The 19273-nt window shown below is 70.4% G+C and carries 19 protein-coding genes; 9 read left to right on the top strand and 10 right to left on the bottom strand.

From position 1 onward, the window contains the following. Both AB0C30_RS35545 and AB0C30_RS35550 read right to left on the bottom strand, forming a co-directional pair. Nucleotides 1-346: ATP-binding cassette domain-containing protein (locus AB0C30_RS35545; protein WP_357952537.1), on the bottom strand; the 346-nt coding region annotated here is incomplete at its 3' end. Continuing rightward, nucleotides 339-779: a PadR family transcriptional regulator gene (locus tag AB0C30_RS35550; protein WP_357952862.1), complete on the bottom strand. Its 441-nt coding sequence runs from the start codon at nt 777-779 to the stop codon at nt 339-341. The genes AB0C30_RS35545 and AB0C30_RS35550, both read right to left, overlap by 8 nt. A 136-nt stretch (nt 780-915) precedes the next feature. Between AB0C30_RS35550 and AB0C30_RS35555 the strand changes: the two genes are divergently transcribed. Next, nucleotides 916-2484, top strand: a complete 1569-nt coding sequence (locus tag AB0C30_RS35555) for an alkaline phosphatase D family protein (protein ID WP_357952538.1) — start codon at nt 916-918, stop codon at nt 2482-2484. 18 nt (nt 2485-2502) lie between these two features. Then, nucleotides 2503-3438: a discoidin domain-containing protein gene (locus AB0C30_RS35560; protein ID WP_357952539.1), complete on the top strand. Its 936-nt coding sequence runs from the start codon at nt 2503-2505 to the stop codon at nt 3436-3438. Between the two features lie 10 nt (nt 3439-3448). Here AB0C30_RS35560 and cydC read toward each other — a convergent pair whose 3' ends face one another. From cydC to AB0C30_RS35580, 4 genes are read right to left on the bottom strand one after another with little or no spacing between them, the layout of a single operon-like run. Next, a complete protein-coding gene (cydC, locus tag AB0C30_RS35565) occupies nt 3449-5218 on the bottom strand; it encodes a thiol reductant ABC exporter subunit CydC (RefSeq protein ID WP_357952540.1) in 1770 nt (589 codons plus the stop codon). Beyond that, nucleotides 5215-7050: a thiol reductant ABC exporter subunit CydD gene (gene cydD, locus AB0C30_RS35570; RefSeq protein WP_357952541.1), complete on the bottom strand. Its 1836-nt coding sequence runs from the start codon at nt 7048-7050 to the stop codon at nt 5215-5217. The genes cydC and cydD overlap by 4 nt, the downstream gene beginning before the upstream one ends. Nucleotides 7051-7056: 6 nt before the next feature. Continuing rightward, complete coding sequence (locus AB0C30_RS35575) at nt 7057-7821, bottom strand: cytochrome d ubiquinol oxidase subunit II (protein ID WP_357952542.1); 765 nt, start codon at nt 7819-7821, stop codon at nt 7057-7059. Nucleotides 7822-7831: 10 nt separating this feature from the next. Then, entirely contained in the window at nt 7832-8983 is a 1152-nt protein-coding gene (locus tag AB0C30_RS35580) for a cytochrome ubiquinol oxidase subunit I (protein WP_357952543.1), read from the bottom strand. 105 nt (nt 8984-9088) lie between these two features. Here AB0C30_RS35580 and AB0C30_RS35585 point away from each other — a divergent pair, with 105 nt between their 5' ends. Continuing rightward, the gene (locus AB0C30_RS35585; RefSeq protein WP_357646300.1) at nt 9089-9424 is read left to right on the top strand and encodes a helix-turn-helix transcriptional regulator; all 336 of its coding nucleotides are present in this window, start codon (nt 9089-9091) and stop codon (nt 9422-9424) included. On the opposite strand, the gene AB0C30_RS35590 is transcribed toward AB0C30_RS35585, so the two are convergent. Further along, a complete protein-coding gene (locus AB0C30_RS35590; protein WP_357952544.1) occupies nt 9395-10087 on the bottom strand; it encodes a permease prefix domain 1-containing protein in 693 nt (230 codons plus the stop codon). The genes AB0C30_RS35585 and AB0C30_RS35590 overlap by 30 nt on opposite strands. Before the next feature lie 93 nt (nt 10088-10180). Here AB0C30_RS35590 and AB0C30_RS35595 point away from each other — a divergent pair, with 93 nt between their 5' ends. Genes AB0C30_RS35595 through AB0C30_RS35605 form a run of 3 tightly spaced genes read left to right on the top strand, consistent with a single transcriptional unit; the run spans nt 10181 to nt 11299 of the window. Continuing rightward, nucleotides 10181-10534 carry a VOC family protein gene (locus AB0C30_RS35595; RefSeq protein ID WP_357952545.1) on the top strand — a complete coding sequence of 118 codons (354 nt, stop codon included), beginning with the start codon at nt 10181-10183 and terminating at the stop codon, nt 10532-10534. After that, a complete protein-coding gene (locus AB0C30_RS35600; protein ID WP_357952546.1) occupies nt 10531-10872 on the top strand; it encodes a metalloregulator ArsR/SmtB family transcription factor in 342 nt (113 codons plus the stop codon). The genes AB0C30_RS35595 and AB0C30_RS35600 overlap by 4 nt, the downstream gene beginning before the upstream one ends. Next, nucleotides 10865-11299, top strand: coding sequence for an SRPBCC domain-containing protein (locus tag AB0C30_RS35605; protein ID WP_357952547.1), 435 nt, complete (start codon nt 10865-10867; stop codon nt 11297-11299). The genes AB0C30_RS35600 and AB0C30_RS35605 overlap by 8 nt, the downstream gene beginning before the upstream one ends. A 55-nt stretch (nt 11300-11354) precedes the next feature. On the opposite strand, the gene AB0C30_RS35610 is transcribed toward AB0C30_RS35605, so the two are convergent. Further along, a complete protein-coding gene (locus AB0C30_RS35610; RefSeq protein WP_357952548.1) occupies nt 11355-12788 on the bottom strand; it encodes a pentapeptide repeat-containing protein in 1434 nt (477 codons plus the stop codon). 106 nt (nt 12789-12894) lie between these two features. Between AB0C30_RS35610 and AB0C30_RS35615 the strand changes: the two genes are divergently transcribed. Both AB0C30_RS35615 and AB0C30_RS35620 read left to right on the top strand, forming a co-directional pair. Then, nucleotides 12895-14577, top strand: a complete 1683-nt coding sequence (locus tag AB0C30_RS35615; protein ID WP_357952549.1) for an ExeM/NucH family extracellular endonuclease — start codon at nt 12895-12897, stop codon at nt 14575-14577. A 298-nt stretch (nt 14578-14875) separates the two neighbouring features. Beyond that, complete coding sequence (locus AB0C30_RS35620) at nt 14876-16486, top strand: DUF6880 family protein (protein WP_357952550.1); 1611 nt, start codon at nt 14876-14878, stop codon at nt 16484-16486. Between the two features lie 119 nt (nt 16487-16605). Here AB0C30_RS35620 and AB0C30_RS35625 read toward each other — a convergent pair whose 3' ends face one another. Next, nucleotides 16606-17640 carry an iron-containing alcohol dehydrogenase family protein gene (locus tag AB0C30_RS35625; protein WP_357952863.1) on the bottom strand — a complete coding sequence of 345 codons (1035 nt, stop codon included), beginning with the start codon at nt 17638-17640 and terminating at the stop codon, nt 16606-16608. Nucleotides 17641-17992: 352 nt separating this feature from the next. Between AB0C30_RS35625 and trxA the strand changes: the two genes are divergently transcribed. Continuing rightward, the gene (trxA, locus tag AB0C30_RS35630) at nt 17993-18367 is read left to right on the top strand and encodes a thioredoxin (protein WP_357952551.1); all 375 of its coding nucleotides are present in this window, start codon (nt 17993-17995) and stop codon (nt 18365-18367) included. 65 nt (nt 18368-18432) lie between these two features. Here the strand turns inward: trxA and AB0C30_RS35635 are convergent, their stop codons facing one another. Then, the gene (locus AB0C30_RS35635; protein WP_357952552.1) at nt 18433-19209 is read right to left on the bottom strand and encodes an SAM-dependent methyltransferase; all 777 of its coding nucleotides are present in this window, start codon (nt 19207-19209) and stop codon (nt 18433-18435) included. Between the last annotated feature and the right edge of the window lie 64 nt (nt 19210-19273).

Here is a 19273-nt window from a genome sequence, read left to right on the forward strand (position 1 = left end):
TCAGCGACTCCTGGCGGCCGTGCCGGTCGAACAGCAGCGGCAGCGCCACGTTCTCCGTCGCGGTCAGCTCGGGCACCAACTGGCCGAACTGGAAGGCGACGCCGAAGCTCCGCCTGCGCAGGTTCCTACGTTCGCTCTCCCCGAGCGTGTCGATCCGCTTGCCGTCGAACAGGACCTCGCCCGACTCCGGGCGGATGATCCCGGCCAGGCAGTGCAGCAGCGTGGACTTGCCCGAGCCGCTCGGCCCGGTGATCGCCACGATCTCGCCCGCGCCGATCTCCAGGGAGACCCCGTCCAAGGCGACGGTTGAGGCTAACGTTTTGCGCAGCGCGCGCGCTTCAAGCATGGGAGTCCTCCTTCAGATCGGCCAGCCGTAGCATGGCCGTCTCGATCCAGCGCAGGTCGGCGTCGAGGTGCTGGAGCGCGTAGTCGGCGGCCAGCGCCTGGGCGGGGGAGCCCGCCGAGCGCTCCGCGGTGAGCTCGCGCATCCGCGCCAGGTGCGCGGCCCGCTGCCGGGACAGGTAGCCGTCGGCGGCGCCACCGGCCACGGATGCCACCACCACGCGCGACAGCAGCGCGCTGGACAGGTGCGGCGCGGGCGCCTCCACCCCGTCCAGCCACCGGGTGAGCTCGGCGAGCCCTTCGCCGGTGATGGCGTACACCGTGCGTTCCGGGCCGCCGTCCTGCACCGTCTCCGTGACCTCGGCGAACCCGTCGCGCTGCAGGCGCTGCAGCGTCGCGTACACCTGGCCGTAGGCGAGCGGTTTGGCGCCGGGCAGGCGCCGGTCGTGCTCGCGTTTGTACTTCGCGAGAGATTTAACGCAATCGCCTGTGAGTTTTAACCTAAGTCTTGTTAAGAGCTTGGCTGCTTGCTAAAAAGTGAGGGCTTTCGACCCCCCAGCTCTTAGGAAGCCCATGCATCGTCCCTCACGCCGATCCTTCCTCGGGATCGGCGGCTCCGCCCTTGCCCTGGCCTTCACCACCAACCTCGCCGATCCCTGGACGGCCCAGGCCACCGCCAGGGCCGACTACCCCTTCCAGTTAGGTGTCGCCTCCGGGGATCCGCTGCCCGATCGGGTGATCCTCTGGACGCGCCTGGCCGTCAGTCCGTTGGAGCCGCTCGGCGGCATGCCGTACGGCAGGATCCAGGTCGACTGGGAGATCGCGGAGGACGAGGCGTTCACCCGCCGCGCCGGGCGCGGCTCGGCGTGGGCCACGCCCGAGTACGGTCACTCGGTCCACGTGGACGCCACCGGGCTGCGGCCCGGCCGCGAGTACTTCTACCGCTTCCGCACCGGCGGCCAGATCAGCCCGGTCGGCCGGACCAAGACCGCCCCGGCGGCCAGGAGCAGGCCCGACGCCCTGAAGCTGGCCTTCGCCTCGTGCGCCTCGTGGCAGGACGGCTACTACAGCGCCTACCGCCACCTCGCGGAGGAGGAGCCCGATGTGGTCTTCCACCTCGGCGACTACATCTACGAGTACGGCATCGTGCCCACCGGCGGCCTGCGCAACACCCCGGTGCCCGAGCAGTACCGGGTGCAGTGCGACACCCTCGACCGCTTCCGCATCCAGTACGGCCTCTACAAGAGCGACCCCGACCTGCAGGCCGCGCACCACCGCGCGCCGTGGATCGTCACCTGGGACGACCACGAGGTGCTGGACAACTGGGCGGGCAAGTACGGTCCCGGCGGCGAGGTGACCGAGCAGGACTACCTGGTGATCCGCGCCAACGCCTTCCGGGCCTACTGGGAGAACATGCCCATCAGGGTGCCCGCCGTGCAGGGCCCCGACGCCCGGATCTACCGCCGGTTCACCTTCGGCGACCTCGCCGAGTTCAACGTGCTGGACACCCGGCAGTACCGCGACGACCAGGCTTGCGGCGACGGCCAGCAGATCGACTGCGCCGACCGGCTCGACCCGGCCCGGCAGATGCTCGGCGCCGAGCAGGAGAAGTGGCTGCTCGACGGACTGGACAGGTCCCGCGCCAAGTGGAACGTACTGGCCCAGCAGATCGCCATGATCCAGCTCGACTACGACCCCGGCCCCGCCCAGAAGCTCAGCATGGACCTCTGGGACGGCTACAAGGCCGCCAAGGACCGCGTCATCAACGGCATGATCGACCGTGAGGTCAGCAACCCCGTGGTACTGACCGGCGACATCCACTACAACCTGGCCGGCGAGCTCAAGGCGAACTTCGACGACCCCGCCTCGCGCACGGTCGGCGTGGAGTTCGTCGGCACCTCGGTCACCAGCGGCGGCAACGGCAACGCCACCACCGGACTGCCGGCCGGGGGCAGCGACCCGACCAACCCGCACCTCAGGTTCTCCAGCTACCAGCGCGGTTACGTCTCCTGCGAGGTCACCCGGAGCCAGTGGCGGGCCGACTTCAAGGTCGTCCCGTACGTCGACAAGCCAGGCGCGCCCGTCTCCACCAGGGCCAGCCTCGTGACCCTCGACGGCACCCCCGGCCTCCAAGCCCTCTGACCCCGGAAAGGAATGATCATGCGACACCTCACCGCCGCGCTGGCCGTCGCCGCCGTCACGGTCCTGACCGGGCCGGGCGCGAACGCAGCCGCTCCGCAGCAGGACCCCTCACCCGCCGCCCAGCCGCCCGAACAGCAGCCCGCCTCCGTCACCTCGATCAACGTCAGACCGGGCAAGTCCAAGGGCACCGGCAAACTGACCCCCCTCGCGGGCGCCGACAAGCTCATCGCGCCACTCGGCGTGGACCCCGCCTGCCCGGCAAAGATCGAGATCGGGATGCGCAGCGACGCCAAAAAGGCCGCATACTCCGACATGCAAGTGGAGATCGACCAGCCGCTCAGCGCCTCCCGCTCGATCCTGTCCAGCTACCTGCCGCCCGGCTACGAACTCGGCGCGAAACTGCTGGTCGCAGTCCCGCCGACCACCCCAGAAGGCCAGTACGGCCTGCGCCTGCGCACCGGGGACCGCACACTGGCCGTACCCGTCGAGGTGGTGACCCCGGACAAACTCGACAACGGCGGCAACCTCGCGCTGAGGCGGCAGGTCACCGCCTCCTCCCAGCACGTCAACGCCAACTACCCGCCCTGCAGCATCGCCGACGGCGACAACGGCTCCAACGGCTGGGCCGGAGGCAACGGCTGGAACGACGCCACCGCCAGAGCCTGGCCGGACACCGTGGCCATCGCGCTGGGCAGCGCCAAGCAGGTCTCCCGCGTGGACCTGTACACGTTGAGCACCGAACGCTACCCGGCCTCGACCTTCGGGTTGCGCGACTGGGACGTCCAGGTCCAGGTGGGGGGCCAGTGGCAGACGGTCGCCCAGGTACGCGGCAACACCGCCGGCAACGCCCGCTCGGACTTCGCGCCGGTCACGGCGGACGCCGTCCGCATCGTCGCGCTCGCCTCGAACGGCGCCAACGACTACACCCGCATCGTCGAGGTCGAAGTGCGCTGACGCCCGGCGATCATCGTCTGGTCAGGACTTCCGACTCCCAAAGGTCGCGGTAGTAGCCCGGCTTGGTGACGAGATCGTCGTGGTGACCGCGCTGAACCACGCGCCCGTCCTCCAGCACGACGATCTCGTCCACCTGCTCCAGGCCCCGGAGCCGGTGGGTGACCAGCAAGGTGGTGCGGTCGTGCGTCACGTCGAGCAGGTCGGCCATGAGCGCGTCGGCGGTCCCCTCGTCGAGCGCCTCGGCCGGCTCGTCGAGCAGCAGCACCGGCGGGTCGTACAGCAGCGCCCTGGCCAGGGCCAGCCGCTGCAACTGCCCGCCGGACACGGTCCGGCCGTCCTCTCCCAGCTCGGCCTCCCACCCGGCCCGCTCGACCCACTCCTCCAGACGAGCGTCTCGTACGGCCTGCCGCAGCTCCTCGTCACCGGCCTCGGGACCGGCGAGCCGCAGGTTGGCGCGCAGGGTGGTCTGGAAGATGTAGGGGTCCTGGGTGAGCCCCGTCATCATGGCCCGTACGTCGTCCGAGGCCAGCCCCCGGATGTCCACGTCGTTGACCCGGATGGCGCCGGACTCGGGCTCGACCAGGCGCATCAGCGCGGCGAGCAGGGTGCTCTTCCCGGCCCCGCTCGGCCCCACCAGGGCCACCCGCTTGCCGGGGGTCAGGCTCAGCGACACCCCGTCGACGGCCGCCCGCTGCTCCGGCGCGTGCCGTACGACCAGGTCGTCGATCTCGACCGTCAGCGGCGACCGCGGGAGCGGGGATGGCGGTTGAGCGGACAGTGTGGGAGCCGACGGCGGTTGAGCGGATGGTGCCGCAGTCGACGGCGGGGGAGTGGACGGCGGGGGAGTGGCCGCGGTGTCCGGCTCTGTGACGGCGGGCGGGGTGGCGCTCACCTCGCGCAGGCGTCTGAGCGCGGCCAGGATGCCCGCCAGGCGTTCGCCCGCCGCCGCCAGTGGGAGCACCGGCTCGAAGGAGACCAGCGCGGTCAGGGCGAGCACCGCCATGGCCACCCGGTCGGTCCCCGCGGCCTGGGCGAGCAGGACGATTGCCGCCACCGTCAGGCCCTGCACCAGCGTGCCGGCCCCCAGGGCGGTGGCGTGGACGCGGGCTTGGCGGCGCTCCAGCCCGGCCAGGGCCTCGTCGGCGGCGCGGGCCTGGGCGAGGGCGCGGTCGCCGGCGCCGTACGCGGCCAGGTCGGCGGAGCCGTGGACCAGGTCGGCCACTCGTTCGGCGAGGGCGGCTCTGGCGGGGGCGATCCTGGCCGACCAGCGGCGCGCGGCGGCGGCCGTGGCGGCGGGCAGCAGGACGCCCGCCACGACCAGCCCAGCCAGCAGGACCAGGGCCGCGACGGGGAGCAGGGTGAGGCCGATGGCCACGGCGGCCAGGCCCGCGAGCGCGGCGGCCGTGGCGGGGAGCAGGCAGCGCACCAGGAGGTCCTGGACGGCCTCCGTGTCGTCCACCATCCGGCTGAGCAGGTCGGCGCCGCCGTGCCGGGGCCGCTGCGGGGGGATGAGGGCCTGGTAGAGGCGTTCGCGGGTGCCGGCCTGGGCGCGCAGGGCGACGTCGTGGCCGGTGAGCCGCTCGGCGTAGCGGAAGACGCCCTTGCTGGTGGCGAACGCCCTGGTGGCCACGATGGCGATGCTCAACGCGGCCAGCTCCGGCTGCTCGGCGGCCCGCGTGATCAGCCACGCCGCCGCCGCGATCAGGCCCAGCCCGGCCAGCTCGGCCGCCACTCCGGCCAGCACCGCCCAGGTGAGCCGCAGGCCCATGCGCCGGTTCATCGGTCACCCCTCATGGCCGTGCTCGTATCGAGGTCGGAGCGGGTCGCGCTCGTACCGGGTCCGGAGCGGGTCGTGCCCGTACCGGGTCCGGAGTGGGCCGCGCCCGTACCGAGGTCCGAGCGAGCGCCGCCCGTACCGAGGCCGGCGCGGTCGGCGATCACCCGGCCCTCGTGGATGCGGACGACCCGGTCGGCGAGGTCGATCATGGCCGGCCGGTGCGCCACGATGATCGCCGTGCGGTCCCGGGCCAGGTCGCCGGTGGCTGTCACGACGGCCGCCTCGCTGCGGCCGTCGAGCCGGGCCGTGGGCTCGTCCAGCAGCAGGACCGAGGTGTCCGGGCGGCAGAAGGCGCGCGCCAGGGCCACGCGCTGCCGCTGGCCGGCGGACAGGTTCGCGCCCCGTTCGCCCACTGCCGTGTCGTAGCCGTCGGGGAGCGCCTGGATGAAGTCGTCGGCGTAGGCGGCCGCGGCGGCCTGCCGTACCTGCTCCAGGGAGGCGGACGGGGCGCCGAGACGGATGTTCCCGGCGACCGAGGTGGCGAACAGGTGCGGGCGCTGCGGGACGAAGGCCAGCCTGTCGCGCCAGGCGTCCAGGTCGAGCTCGCGCAGGTCGGTGCCGTCGACGAGGACCCTGCCTTCTGACGGCTGGACGAAGCCCAGGATGAGGTGCAGAAGGGTGCTCTTGCCGCCGCCGCTCGCGCCGACCAGGGCCACGCGTTCGCCGGGCTCGATGGTGAGCGAGACGTGCTCGAGCGCCGGGTCGTCGCGGCCGGGGTAGCGGACGGTGACGTCCTCCAGCCGGATCGACGGGGGCACGGCACCCTGCGGCAGTCGCTTCCGAGACGCGGCCGCGGGTTCGGCGTCCGGGCCGGCCGCGGGCTTGCCATCGTGCCCGGCCGCGGGCTCGGCGTCCAGTACGGCGAAGGCCGCGTCCGCCGCCGCCACCCCTTCCATGGAGGCGTGGAAGCGGGTGCCCATGGCCCGCAGCGGCAGGTACGCCTCCGGTGCCAGCAGCAGCACCAGCAGCGCCGTCGTCAGGTCCAGCGACCCGCCCAGCAGTCGCAGCCCGATCGGCACCGCCACCAGGGCCAGCGACAGCGACGCGCACAGCTCCAGCACCAGCGACGACAGGAACGCCACCCGCAACGTACGCATGGTGGTGGCCCGATGCGCCTCGGCCACCTGCTGGATGACCGTCGCCTGGTAGCGGGCCCGGCCGAAGGCGCGCAGCGTGGGCAGGCCGCGTACGACGTCGAGGAAGTGCCCGCCGAGCCGCGACAGCGCGCGGAACTGCTGCTCCGTGACGGCCTTGGTCGTCATCCCCACGAGCGCCCCGAAGAGCGGGATCAGCGGCAGCGTGACCAGGACGATCACCGCGCTCGCCAGGTCGGCGGCGAACAGCCGGACGAGCACCGCCAGCGGCACCACCGCCGCGACGGCGATCGAGGGCAGATAGCCGGTCAGGTAGGCGTCGAGCCGGTCGAGGCCGCGTCCCGTGAGCGTGACCAGCTCACCCGAGCGGTGACCGGCGAGCCTGGCCGGACCCAGCTCCTGCAGCCTGGCCAGCAGCCGGTGCCGGAGCGCGGACTTGACGCCCGTCGCCGTACGGCCGGCGAAGATGCCCTGCGTCCACCCCAGCAGCGCGCGGAGGCCCACCACGGCGGCCAGGCCCGCCAGCGCCACGGTCGTGAACCGGCCGGACAGGACCCCTGCCAGCAGCTCCGCCTGTACGAGCACGAGCAGCCCGGCCGCCATCGCCGCCGCGAAGGTGACGGCCAGGTGGCGCCGCACCGACTGCTCGGCCCGCATGAGCCGCAGGAGATCTTTGTGCACGAGCCCTCAAAAGAACGACGGGATCCGGACGGCGTCCTTGCCGGGACGGAAAGTGCGCCACACCCATCCTTGCGCGATGAGGACGATCGGCGCGAACGGCAGCGCCATGACACTCAGCACATTCAGCGTCTCGGCCGGCGCGGTGTGGTCCAGCAGGTACGGCATGCTGCCCAGGAGCACCCCGAGGGCGGGGATCGCGGCCACCGCCCCGGACACGGCCAGCGCGCGCCCCGAGCGGTTGACACCGGCCAGGCCTGGGGAGCGCCAGGCCAGGAACGTCCAGCCGTGGAAGGCCAGCAGCAGCGTCATCACCACGCCCAGCATCAACCCCAGCGGGTTCAGCAGGGACGAGCCGAACCCGGTGGCGGCCGCGTACAGAGCCACTCCCCAGCCGAACGTGAGCCCCAGCGAGCCGAGCGCGATCATCAGGTCCCAGAAGCCCCGCCAGGCCGCGCCCCCGATCCGGCGACGGAACCACAGCCCGGCGTCCCGCAGGATCCAGGACAGCAGCATGGCCACCACCAGCGGATACAGCCCGAACAGCACCTCGCCCTCGAGCGCCGGATAGACGCCGAACAGTGTCCCGGCGACCGCCACCAGCCACACCTCGTTCGCCAGCACGAACGGGGCCATGGCCGCCACCATGCGATCCTTGCTGTCAGCCGACGTGCCGAGGATCGGCAGCAGGAGCCCGACCCCCAGGTCGAAGCCCTCCAGCGCGAAGTATCCGGCCAGCAGCAGCGTGAAGCAGGCGAACCAGATCAGTTCCATGTCACGACTCCTAGTAGGTCAGGGCGGGCTCGCGGACGGCGCCGAGGTCGAGCTCGCGCGGCCCGCGCCTGACCACCCTGGCGATGAGGACGTAGTCGACGATCGCCAGCAGCACCAGCACGCCCACGAAGGCGATCAGCGAGCCGGTGATCATCGGCGGGGTGAGGCCGGGCGTCATGGCGTCGGCGACGGTGAGCTTCTGCCAGATCATCCACGGCTGCCGCCCGACCTCCCTGGCCAGCCAGCCCATGATGGCCAGGACGAACGGCAGCGGCGTCATCAGCATGAGCAGCGGATACGTCCACCGCCAGCGCGGCAGGACGCGGATCAGCGGCAGCATCAGGAACAGCACGACGAGCGCGAGCAACTGCCCGAGCTCGATCATGATCCCGAGCGGCACCGCCCCCGTGTCGCCCGCGAACTTGCCCTCCTGGATGCCGGCGAACTGGGCGTAACCGAAGCCGACGGTCAGGAAGATGCCGATCGCGGCCGTGGTCACGCCCGTGCGCAGCGACTTGGTGAAGAACTCCACCTCGGACGTACGGCGGCGCAGCTGGTAGGCGCTCGCCCCGACCAGCACCATCGCCCCGGTGAACAGCCCGGCCCCGATCACGTGCGGGAAGGAGAAGATCAGCGCCTTGTTGGTGAACATCGCGCCGATGTCGACCAGCTCCATCCGATCGCCCCTGACGACGGCTCCGGCGGGGTTCTGCAGGAAGGAGTTGGCCGCCATGATGAAGAAGGCGCTGCCGTACGCCGTGAGCGTCACGAGCCAGATGCAGGCCAGATGCGCCCATTTCGGCAGCCGTCCCCAGCCGAAGATCCACAGGCCGAGGAATGTCGACTCCAGGAAGAACGCGACCAGTGTCTCCATGGCCAGCGGAGCGCCGAAGACGTCGCCCGCGTAGTGCGTCAGCCCGCTCCACGAGAGCCCGAACTGGAACTCCATCACGAGCCCGGTGACGATGCCCAAGGCGTAGTTGATGACATAGATCTGGCCCCAGAACCTGGTCAGCCGCTCGTGCAGCGGCTTACCGGCCAGTGCCCAGCGCGTGTGCATGATCGCCACCAGCGGCGCGAGCCCCAGCGTGAGCACGACGAACAGGAAGTGCAGGTTCCCTGTCATCGCGAACTGCAACCGGGCCAGTTCCAGCGCTTCCATGCGCCGGCCCCCTTTCGTTGTGCCTGCCTACCTATAGGCAGTCTACATATAGACGGCCTACATGTAGACTGGCTACTCAACGAAGGGTTATCTAGGATCGGAGTCATGAACCCCGACGCGCTGCGCGGCCACATGGACGCCCTGCTGCTCTCCGTGCTGGAGGGTGAGCCGCTGCACGGCTACGCCATCATCGAGGCCCTGCAGGCGCGCAGCGGGGGCGCGCTCAACGTGCCGACCGGGACCGTCTACCCGGCGCTGCGCAGGCTGGAGCGGATCGGCTACCTGGCCAGCGAGTGGGCCACGGTCGGCGGGCGCAAGCGGCGCACCTACCGCCTGACCGATTCCGGCAGGAAGCAGCTGGAAGGGGAGCGGTCGGCCTGGGCGGAGTTCGCCAGTGTGATCGGCGGAGTGCTACGGCCGGGGATCAGGCAGTCCGGGTGAGGCGCAGACGGCCCGGGTGAGGCGCAGGCAGCGCGTCGCGCCGTAGAGCTGCAGGCCCCAGCAGGCCGACGTCACGAGGTTGGCGAGCACGGTGGGCAGGAAGAAGTCGACGCCCTGCGGCAGATCGGCTCCATAGTTGAGCAGCAGGCTCAGCCCGCCGACCACCGGCAGCATCGCCCAGACGACGATCCCCAGCCCTTTGGTCACCAGATGCGGCCTGAGGCGCCACCGGCCGCCCCGGCTCAGCGCGAACAGCGATAGCCCGCCGAACACGCCCGTGCCCAACTGCAGGATGTCGAGCGCCCGCGAGACGGGCGAGAACCAGGCGGGCCTGTTGGTCCAGGCGCTGGGGTCCATGGGGTAGAAGCGCCAGAGCACCGACCACATCAGCGCGGTCATCGGCACGCTGATGAGCAGCAACGTGCCCAGCATCCGGCCGGCCGCGACGGTCAGCTCTCTTTGGTAACCGGAGACGATCTCGGGGATCGCGCCGAACTGCCGCACCGCCAGCCGCTCGGCCTCGGCTCGGGTCAGGCCCTCGGCCTCCAGCGCGTCGGCGGTGTCGGCCAGGCTGTCACGCGCCTCGACGACCAGGTCACGCTTGGGCCCCGGCGGCCCGGCCAGAGACCTGCCCAGCTCGGCCACGTAGTCGTCGATCCGCATGCCCCCCATCCTACGAAGGCGGAACCCGGTACGTAATCAGGGATCTCCCCGATACCTTGATTCGTAGGGAAATTCCTACATATAGTGGCCCACATGCCAATCTCCAGCATCACAACTGTGACCGTGCCGGTAACGGACCAGGAGCGGGCGCTCGCCTTCTACGGTGGCGTCCTGGGCTTCGAGACCCGCACCGACAACCCGTTCCCGATGGGCCGCTGGCTCACGGTCGCCCCGAAGGGGGCCGAGACCACGCTGCTGCTCGCCTCCTGGTTCCCGGACATGGCCCCCATCGGCGGCCTGGTGGTCGCCGCCGACGACCTCGACGCGCTGGCCGGGCGCCTGCGCGAGCACGGTACGGCCTGCGAAGGCCCGACGGACGAACCGTGGGGCAGGCAGTTGCTGTTCCAGGATCCCGACGGCAACGGGTTCGTGGTCAGTCAGGCATGACCGCCGACCACGTGTTCACCGCGCTGGCCAGCCCGGCTCGGCGGGAGTTGCTGCGGCTGCTGCTCGATGAGGGCAGCCAACCGGCCGGGCGGCTGGCCGAGCGCTTCGACATGAGCCGTCCCAGCGTCTCGGAGCATCTCAAGGTGCTCCGGGACGCCGGGCTGGTGGCCGAGACGCGCCGGGGGAGAGAACGGCTCTACCGGCTGGAGGCGGCGCCGCTCATGGAGATCCGTGAGTGGCTCACGCCGTACGAACGCTTCTGGAGAGAGAAGCTCTCCGGCCTGAGCGACCTGCTCGACGAGATGGAAGACCATGAAAGGGAAGACGGGGATGTCTGACGACCTGCGCTCGATCCGGCTGGACCAGTTCCTCGGGCACCCGCCCGCGAAGGTGTGGCGGGCGCTGACCGAGCCCGAACTGGTGGCCCGCTGGCTGATGCCCAACGACTTCAGCCCGGAGGTGGGGCACCGGTTCACCTTCACCACCACGCCGGTGAAGCAGACCGGCTTCGAGGGCATCGTCTACTGCGAGGTGCTGGAGCTGGAGCCGGAGAAGCTGCTGAAGATCAGCTGGAGCGATGGCAGGCTCGCCGACTGGACCGTCACCTGGCGGCTGGAGCCCGAGGGCACGGGCACCAGGCTCTTCCTCGACCACGAGGGCTTCGACCCCGACGACGCCATGCAGCAGATGGCCCGCAAGATCATGGGCGGCGGCTGGCGCTCCATGCACTTCACCGCCATCGGCAAGGTCCTCGACGAGCTGTGACGGACGGCTTGTGACGGACGGCGTCTATGGGCGGGCGGCGTCTGAGGCTGAACGGCTATGGGTGGACGGCGGGTGCGGGTGGTTGTTCGGCGCCGCGTGCGGCGTGTGAGGTCGAGGTCCAGAACAAGGCGGCCACGGTGATCGCCATCAGCAGGGCGAGCCAGCCCGCGGCCCGGCCCATCCGCATGCCGTACCCCCATAGAAGCCACGAAAGGGACAGCCACCACCGGCGGCCCGCCTGGCGGCGCATCTCCATCGCCGCGAACGCGAAGTCGGCCGAGGTGCCCACGTCGTCGACCTGGGCGCGCAACCCGGAGTAGAGGGCGGCCAGCCGGTCGGGTCCGGCCGGCGGGTCCTGCGCCGCCGGAGCGCCGTACGCGGCCGGCGGGCGGACCGGGCTCTTGTCCGGAGCGGGGGCGGGGGGAGCCCAGCCGCGCATCGTGTGCTCGTCGGCCAGCGCGCTGCGCCGGGAGAACCAGCGCAGCATCGGCCAGTGCAGGCTCACCCGCACCCCCCGCGGGGTCAGCGCGAAGGTGCAGTTCTTGACCCGGACCGCGGCCGGGCGGGCCAGCCCGGCGAACCGGCAGCCCGACAGGTCGAGGCCGAACAGCGCCAGGTCGGCCGCGTCGACGTGCCGCAGCGAGGTCAGCGCGGACCCGCCGCGCCCGGTCACCATCGCGGGCCCGCGCAGCACCGACCCCTCCAGGTCGGCATCGGAGTCGGCGAGCCGGATCGTCGTCGCGCCGGTGACCTCCATCCGCCGCAGGTTCGCGCGGCCGGCGGCGACGGCCACGTCGAGCGTGCCGTCGGCCCGGGCCCGCGAGGCGGACAGCCGCCCGGTGACCGACAGGTAGGCGTCGGCCGCGAAGTGCGCGGTGTCGAACCAGGCGGGGCCGCTGACCTTGCGGAAGGACAGCGTACGGCCGAACCTGGCGCCGCGGAAGCTCGCGCCGTCGCCCAGCGCGGCTCCGTCGAAGGTGGCGTAGCCGTCGAACCTGGCCCGCTCGCACGACAGCCCGTGGCCGAACACGGCCTGGCTGAACAGCGCGTCACGCGACATCACCGCCCGGTCCAGCGACACGTGGCCGCGCACTCGGACGCCGTGGAAGGACAACTCGCGGGCGAACCCGGCCCCGGCCAGCGAGACGTTGCCCTCGAACCGGGCGCCGAAGAAGGAGGCCAGCCGCTCGAACCTGGCGCCGTCGAGCGACACGTCGCCGGCGAAGGTCACGCCGGACAGCCGTACGTCGCCGGTGAACGTGACCCGGTCCAGCCGGGCCCGCCCTGGTCGGCCGCCCGTCACCTCGATGATCCTGCTGAGCAGCGCGCCGTTGATCGGCGTGCCGCGCAGGTCGAGCAGGCGGCCGGGGGCCATCTCGTCGAGGATCTCGGCTACTTCGTCCGGTTGCAGATGTGCCAGGCAACGGTCGTACGGCTGGTGGGCGATTCCCGAGCAGGCTGCCGAATAGGCGCAGGTGACCCAGTCCATGCAGTGCTCATACCCGCAAGGGAGCAGTGTCAAGGTTCGATGATTTAATGTTCTAGCCACTTTTTGGTGGAAATCTGTGACCGCAATTCCCTCTAAAGTGCTGGTCATGCGTGTTTTATCCAGAACTTTTCTCGTCGCGTTCGTCGTAGCGGCCGCCCTCCCCGGCACCCCGGCGCTCGCCGCACCGGCCACCGCGTGCGACACGCCGCCGAGCCGGCGCATCTCGGAGGTGCAGGGGAGCGGTGACGCCAGCCCCCTGGCCGGGCAGACCGTCACCGTCGAAGGCATCGTCACCGGCGACTTCCAGCGCGGCGACCAGCTGAGCGGTTTCTTCCTGCAGGACCCGAAGCCGGACGCCGACCCGAAGACCTCCGAAGGGCTGTTCGCCTACGCCCGCGACACCTTCAAGGACGTCGCGGCGGGCGACCGGGTGCTCGTGACGGGCAAGGTGACGGAGTACAACGGCTGGACGGAGCTGTCACCGGTCACCACGGTGGACGTCTGCGGCACCGGCTCGGTGGCGGCTCAGCCGTACAAGCTGCCGGACGACGGGCGGGAGTCCGTCGAGAACATGCTGCTCACCTTCCCGCAGCCGCTGACCGTCAGCGAGCACTACAACCTGGGCCGTTACGGCGAGGTCACCGTTTCCTCCGGCGGCCGGCTGTTCCAGCCGACGGACCGGCCCGGCGTGGACGCGGCGCTGAACAAGCGGCGCTCGCTGCTCATCGACGACGGCTCCAGCAGGGAGAACCCGGCCACCCTGCCGCCCATCGTGCGTACCGGCGACCTGGCCGCGGGCATCACCGGCGTACTCGGCTACGGCTTCGGCACCTACCGCCTGCAACCCACCAAGCCGATCAACTACCACAACACCAACCCCCGGACGCCGCGGCCCTTCCCGGTCATCGGCAACGTCAAGGTGGCCTCGTTCAACACGCTGAACTGGTTCACCACCCTCGGCTCGCGCGGCGCCTCCAACGCCGTGGAGCAGCAGCGGCAGCTCGCCAAGCTGGTGGCGGCGCTGAAGGGGCTCAACGCCGACGCCGTGGGCCTCATGGAGGTCGAGAACAACGGTCAGACGGCGCTCCAGGCCCTCGTGGACGCCGTCAACGCCGAGGTCGGCGCGGGTACGTACGCGGCGCTCCAGCACCCGTACCCCGGCACGGACGCCATCCAGGTCGCGGTGATCTACAAGCCGGCCAAGCTCACGCCCGTCGGCGCTCCCCAGGCGTCGCAGGACGCGGTGTTCAGCCGGCCGCCGCTGATCCAGACGTTCCGCAGGACGGCGGGCGGCCAGCCGTTCACGATGGTCGTCAACCACCTCAAGTCCAAGGGCAGTTGCCCGGCCGACGGCCCCGACGCCGACCAGGGCGACGGGCAGAGCTGCTGGAACGCCACCCGCGTCAAGCAGGCGCAGGCGCTGCTCGGCCTGGTGAAGGACCTGCCGAACCCGGTGGTGCTCGGCGACCTCAACGCCTACGGCGAGGAGGACCCGATCCACACGCTGGAGGCGGGCGGGCTGACCAGCCTGACTAAGAGGTTCGTGCCGGCGCGGCAGCGCTACAGCTACCTGTTCGACGGCCTGGCCGGGGAGCTCGACCACGCGCTGGTCGGCCGGCAGCTGCTCAAGCGGGTCACCAGCGCGACGATCTGGCACATCAACTCGGACGAACCGCGCATTCTCGACTACAACACCGAGTACAACCCGGCGTCCCTGTACAAGCCGGACGCCTTCCGGTCCACCGACCACGACCCGCTCGTCATCGGCCTCACCCTGCCGGGCCACTGATCCTTTCGTCACGGGCGGCCTGTATTCCGTACGGGCCGCCCGCTTGCGTTGCGTATGGGCGGCCGGTGTTGCGTACGGGACGCCCGCCTGTGTTGCGTACGGCGGCCTGGGGGTTCCCTACGGACGCCCGCCTATGTTGTGTATGGGCGGCGCGTGTTGCGTGCGGTCGCCCATGTTGCGTAGGGGACCCCTGTTCTGTATAGGGGCCTGTGTCCCTTCCGGGCCGGCTGTGGCGTGGACATCGAGTGCTCACCTACCCGGGGCGACCACAGTTGATCATTGCGGGATAATCGAAATCATGGCGCTCATCCAGGTTGACGAGGAAGCCGTACGGAGCCAGGTCAGCGAGCCGGTGTTCGCCGAGGCTCTGGCGCTGGTCGCCGGCGGCATGGTCGCGGGGTTGACCGAGAAGGGTCCGTCGGTCGCCGCGCTGGTGAGCGGGCGTTCGGTGACGGTCACCTTCACCGCGCGCGGGATGCGCGCGGTCTGCGAGTGTCTGGATCCCGAGTTGTGCGCCCATGCGGCCGCCGCGGCGGTGACCTGGGTCCGGATGGGCGATGTGCGGCCCGCGCCCGACCTGTACGCGCTGCTGCGTACCCAGGACTCCGACTGGCTGGCCCGCCGCCTCGCCACTCTGGCCGCGACGGACCCCGCGCTCGCCGACCGGCTGCGGACCGAGCTCGCGGAGACCATCATCGGCGAGGAGTCGACCGACCTCCTCGCCGACCTGGAATCGGTCATGGCGGACCTGCTGGCCGAGGCCGCGGATGTGTGCGACTCCTGGTACGAGGGTGAGTGGTATCCCGATCTCGAGGACCTGGAGGAGATCCTCGACGAGATCGACGACCTGATCGAGCCGTCACCCGACACCGCTCGCGAGCTGACCGTCCGCGCGATCGACCTCATCGAGGAGGTGCTGGACACCGGGGAGGTCTATGGCGGCCAGCTCGTCGACGATCTCGAACGCGTCCAGGGCATGCATCGGGACGCTTGCCTGGCCGGCTCGCCCGACCCGGTGCGGCTGGCGGAGTGGCTGATGGGCAAGGTGCGGACCAGCAACTGGTGCACCTTCGAGAGCTCGCTGCCCGGCTATGCTCCCGTGCTGGGCGACCAGGGCCTGCGCCACTGTCACGAGCTGCTGGACGGGACCCTCGCACGCGGGATCCGCGACTACAAGCTGAGCACGTTGCGCGAGTCGCTCGCCCGCGCCGAGGGCGGCACCGACGCCGTGATCGCCCTGCTCGCCCAGCGGGCCGCCGGCAGCGGTGACATCGAGAAGATCGCCCGTCTCCTGATCGGCGAGGAGCGCCACGACGAAGCCCTGGCCTGGATCGATCAGGGGATCGGCCGCTACGGCCGCGATCAGCACCTCCTCACCCTCGCCCTTGACTGCCATCAGCGCGCCGGACGGACCGAGCAGGCGCTCGAGACCCGCTGGCAGCTCTTCACCCTCTCACCGTCCACGCACACCTATCAGAGCCTGATCCGCCAGGCCGCCCCGGACACGGCCCCGTGGCAGGCCAAGGCCATCACACACCTCCGCTCATCGCCCGCCATGGCCCCCACGCTGGCCGAGGTGCTGCTGATCAACGGGGACGTGGCGGGCGCCTGGGAGGTCCTCCAGACGTACGGACTGGACTCTGACCTGCGCATGCGCGTGGTCAACGCCCGCGCCCAGACCCATCCGCAGGACGCCATCCCGGTCTACCGGGAACTGGCCGAATCCTGCGTCAGCCGGGCGAGCAGACCCGGTTACCAGGAGGCGATCCAGTATCTCTTCACGCTACGGACCCTGTTCGAGCGCACCGGAGATCAGACCGAGTTCGCCTCCTACGTCGCCCGCCTCCGCGCCGCCCACCCAGGCAAGAAGGCTTTCCACACCCAACTGGACGGTGCGGGCCTCCTCTGACGCCATCACGCGCACGCCGACTCAGACGCCATCACGCCCCTCCCCCTTGTACGTGGGCTAGTCCGCGACGTGCGCGGGTTAGTCCGCGACGTGCGCGGGTTAGCCCCGACGTACGTGGATCAGTCCGCGACTGTCTTGACGTAGGCCCCCACGTGGTCGGCGAGCTGAGCCTCGGATAGGTCGAGATGCTCGAGGATGGTGTACCGGCCCGGACGGGTTCGCGGCGCGTACGCCACGGCCTTGGCGAAGTCGGCGTCTGACAAGCCGAGATCGCCGGGGGTGCGCGGGAGGCCGTGCCGTCCCAGGCATGCGGAGATCAGCTCGACCTTGGCTTCGTCCTGACGCAGGTAGCTGCAGAACAGCGCACCGACTCCGGCGAGTTCTCCGTGGCTGGCCGTGCCGGGGTAGAGCTGATTGATGGCATGCATGATCTCGTGGTCCCCGCCGCTGGCCGGTCGGCTCGATCCGGCGACCGCCATCGCCATCCCGGACAGGATCAGCGACTCGGCCAGTACGGTGAGGAACTCGTCGTCTCGAGCCAGACCTGGCTGGTGCAGGACCACCAGCGCCGCTGATCTGGCCATCGCCACCGCCAGCCCGTCGATGTGCTCGCCGGCCTCGGCAGCGGCCAGTTCCCAGTCAGCCACCGCGGACAGGTCGCTGATCGCATCGCCGATCCCGGCCGTGGAGAGTGCAGCCGGGGCCGACCGGACGCGGTCGAGATCCACCAGGACGGCCGCCGGCATCACGACGCCGTAGGAGCCCGTGCCCGACTCGTGTCGCAGCGTGCTGACCGGCGAGGCGATGCCGTCGTGGCCCAGGCTCGTGGTCACCGCCACCATCGGGATGCCCGCCATGTGCGCGGCGAACTTGGCCACGTCGATGGTCTTGCCGCCGCCGATGCCCGCGATCGCCTCGAACTGGCCGGCCCGCAGTTGCTGTCCGAGCTCAACAGCGGCGGCAAGGGTTCCGTTGGGAATACGGAGCACCTCGGCCCCATCGATCCGCAATTCCTCGCAGATGCCGTCACCCTGACTGGGACCGACGGCGACGGCCACCCTGCCCTGCCGGGCGATCTGCAGGTCGGTCAGCAGCGTGCCGAGGCTGGCGACCGCACCGGCCCGGACGTCGACGAACAGGGGCGCGGAGAGCATGCGAGCCAACAGCGGCATAGGTGTCCTTGTCCTCGGATGAATGTCGACGTCTGCGACCGGGCTGAGCTGATCGAATGCGTGAGATTAGCAGCATCTAGCGATCTTCGTGTCCGGGACGTCAACAGTCGTCATCCGCGCTGCAGCGCGAGGTCGCCTTCATGGCCGATCGAGGCATTCGCCGTGTTCAGTCCGCTAGTGCGTGGTCCGGGCAGGTCGCTGTCCAGGAAATCCCCGCGCCCGTTATGTGAGGCCCGACGGCGTGGGCATGGAATGCTGGTGGCGGGTACGTGGTTGACAGCTTTGCACCCTGGGATGACATACAGACTTCACGCGACGATACGAGGAGCCACTTGTGGCGACTATCGAGGTAACCGAGACGAACTTCAACGACATCGCCGACAAGGGGATCGTCCTGCTCGACTTCTGGGCCGAGTGGTGTGGCCCGTGCAAGATGTTCGGGCCGATCTTCGAGAAGGCGTCCGACAAGCATGAGGACATCACCTTCGGCAAGATCGACACCGATGCGGAGCAGGCCCTCGCTCAGGGCTTCGACATCAGCTCGATCCCGACGCTCATGGCGATCCGCGATGGGATCGTGGTCTACGCGCAGCCCGGCGCGATCCCGGCGCCCGCGCTCGAAGACCTGATCAGCCAGGTGCGCGCGCTCGACATGGACGCGATCAGGACCGAGCTCAACGAGGAGATGAAGAACGCCGAGCAGAACTGACCGTCGCACCACGAAGCCCCGCCGTACCAGCGGGGCTTTTCTCGTTCTACGGGGCCGCCAACGATCTACGGTTTGCGGCCGACTCCCGCGTAGCCGACGTCGGTGACGGCCTTCGTGCCCAGCAGGGGTTCGCCGGGGTCGGGGCGCCAGTCCTGTGGGTAGACCAGGCCGGGCTCGGCCAGCTCGTACCCCTCGAAGAAGGCGGCGATCTCCTCGGCCGTCCGGAGGTTGAGCGCGGCCGTCGCCTGCTTGTAGATCTCCAGCGCCTGCGGAGTGGAGTCGGGCGCGGCGTCCACGGCGTGGCTGATGACCAGCCGGCTGCCCGCGGGACCCGCGTCGCGCAGCCTGCCGACGATGCCGTACGCGGCCTCGTCGGGCAGGAAGTGCAGCACGGCCAGCATCAGGAACGCCACCGGGCGGCCGAAGTCGATCGTCTCGGCCAGGGTCTCCAGCAACTGGTCGATGTCCCTGATGTCGGCCTCTACGAACTCCACGTTCGCGCCCCTGGACAGCAGGGCCCGCCCGTGCGCGCACACCACGGGGTCGTAGTCGACGTAGACGACGCGCGCCTCGGGCGCGATCTCGTGCGTGTTGCCCTGAGTGGGCAGTCCGGCGCCGAGGTCCACGATCTGGTCGACGCCGGAGTCGACCAGGTGGCGTACGGCCCGGCGGAGGAAGTCGCGGTTGGCCCTCGCGGAGTCCCGCGTGCCGGGGAACAGCTTCAAGATCTGCTCGGCCGCTTCCCGGTCGGAGGCGAAGTTGTCCTTGCCGTCCAGGAAGTAGTCGTACATCCGGGCGATGTTGGGCACGCTCGGGTCCACGCCATCGGGGGCGCTGTCCACGATTTCTCCCAATAGTTGAGGAATTCTCACCTTTGTCAGGCCGATCATAGAAGATCGCGGACGG

Origin of the sequence: Nonomuraea sp. NPDC048901, from assembly GCF_040649695.1 — a bacterium.
Classification (GTDB): domain Bacteria; phylum Actinomycetota; class Actinomycetes; order Streptosporangiales; family Streptosporangiaceae; genus Nonomuraea.

Bases quoted from the DNA above. Each gene is read 5' to 3' on its own strand.
- AB0C30_RS35605 (WP_357952547.1), top strand. From the start codon at position 10,865: ATGTCTGACGACCTGCGCTCGATCCGGCTGGACCAGTTCCTCGGGCAC.
- AB0C30_RS35600 (WP_357952546.1), top strand. From the start codon at position 10,531: ATGACCGCCGACCACGTGTTCACCGCGCTGGCCAGCCCGGCTCGGCGG.
- AB0C30_RS35555 (WP_357952538.1), top strand. From the start codon at position 916: ATGCATCGTCCCTCACGCCGATCCTTCCTCGGGATCGGCGGCTCCGCC.
- AB0C30_RS35580 (WP_357952543.1), bottom strand. From the start codon at position 8,983: ATGGAAGCGCTGGAACTGGCCCGGTTGCAGTTCGCGATGACAGGGAAC.
- cydC (WP_357952540.1), bottom strand. From the start codon at position 5,218: ATGAACCGGCGCATGGGCCTGCGGCTCACCTGGGCGGTGCTGGCCGGA.
- AB0C30_RS35560 (WP_357952539.1), top strand. From the start codon at position 2,503: ATGCGACACCTCACCGCCGCGCTGGCCGTCGCCGCCGTCACGGTCCTG.
- AB0C30_RS35625 (WP_357952863.1), bottom strand. From the start codon at position 17,640: ATGCTCTCCGCGCCCCTGTTCGTCGACGTCCGGGCCGGTGCGGTCGCC.
- AB0C30_RS35620 (WP_357952550.1), top strand. From the start codon at position 14,876: ATGGCGCTCATCCAGGTTGACGAGGAAGCCGTACGGAGCCAGGTCAGC.
- AB0C30_RS35595 (WP_357952545.1), top strand. From the start codon at position 10,181: ATGCCAATCTCCAGCATCACAACTGTGACCGTGCCGGTAACGGACCAG.
- AB0C30_RS35585 (WP_357646300.1), top strand. From the start codon at position 9,089: ATGAACCCCGACGCGCTGCGCGGCCACATGGACGCCCTGCTGCTCTCC.
- AB0C30_RS35615 (WP_357952549.1), top strand. From the start codon at position 12,895: ATGCGTGTTTTATCCAGAACTTTTCTCGTCGCGTTCGTCGTAGCGGCC.
- AB0C30_RS35610 (WP_357952548.1), bottom strand. From the start codon at position 12,788: ATGGACTGGGTCACCTGCGCCTATTCGGCAGCCTGCTCGGGAATCGCC.
- AB0C30_RS35575 (WP_357952542.1), bottom strand. From the start codon at position 7,821: ATGGAACTGATCTGGTTCGCCTGCTTCACGCTGCTGCTGGCCGGATAC.
- AB0C30_RS35590 (WP_357952544.1), bottom strand. From the start codon at position 10,087: ATGCGGATCGACGACTACGTGGCCGAGCTGGGCAGGTCTCTGGCCGGG.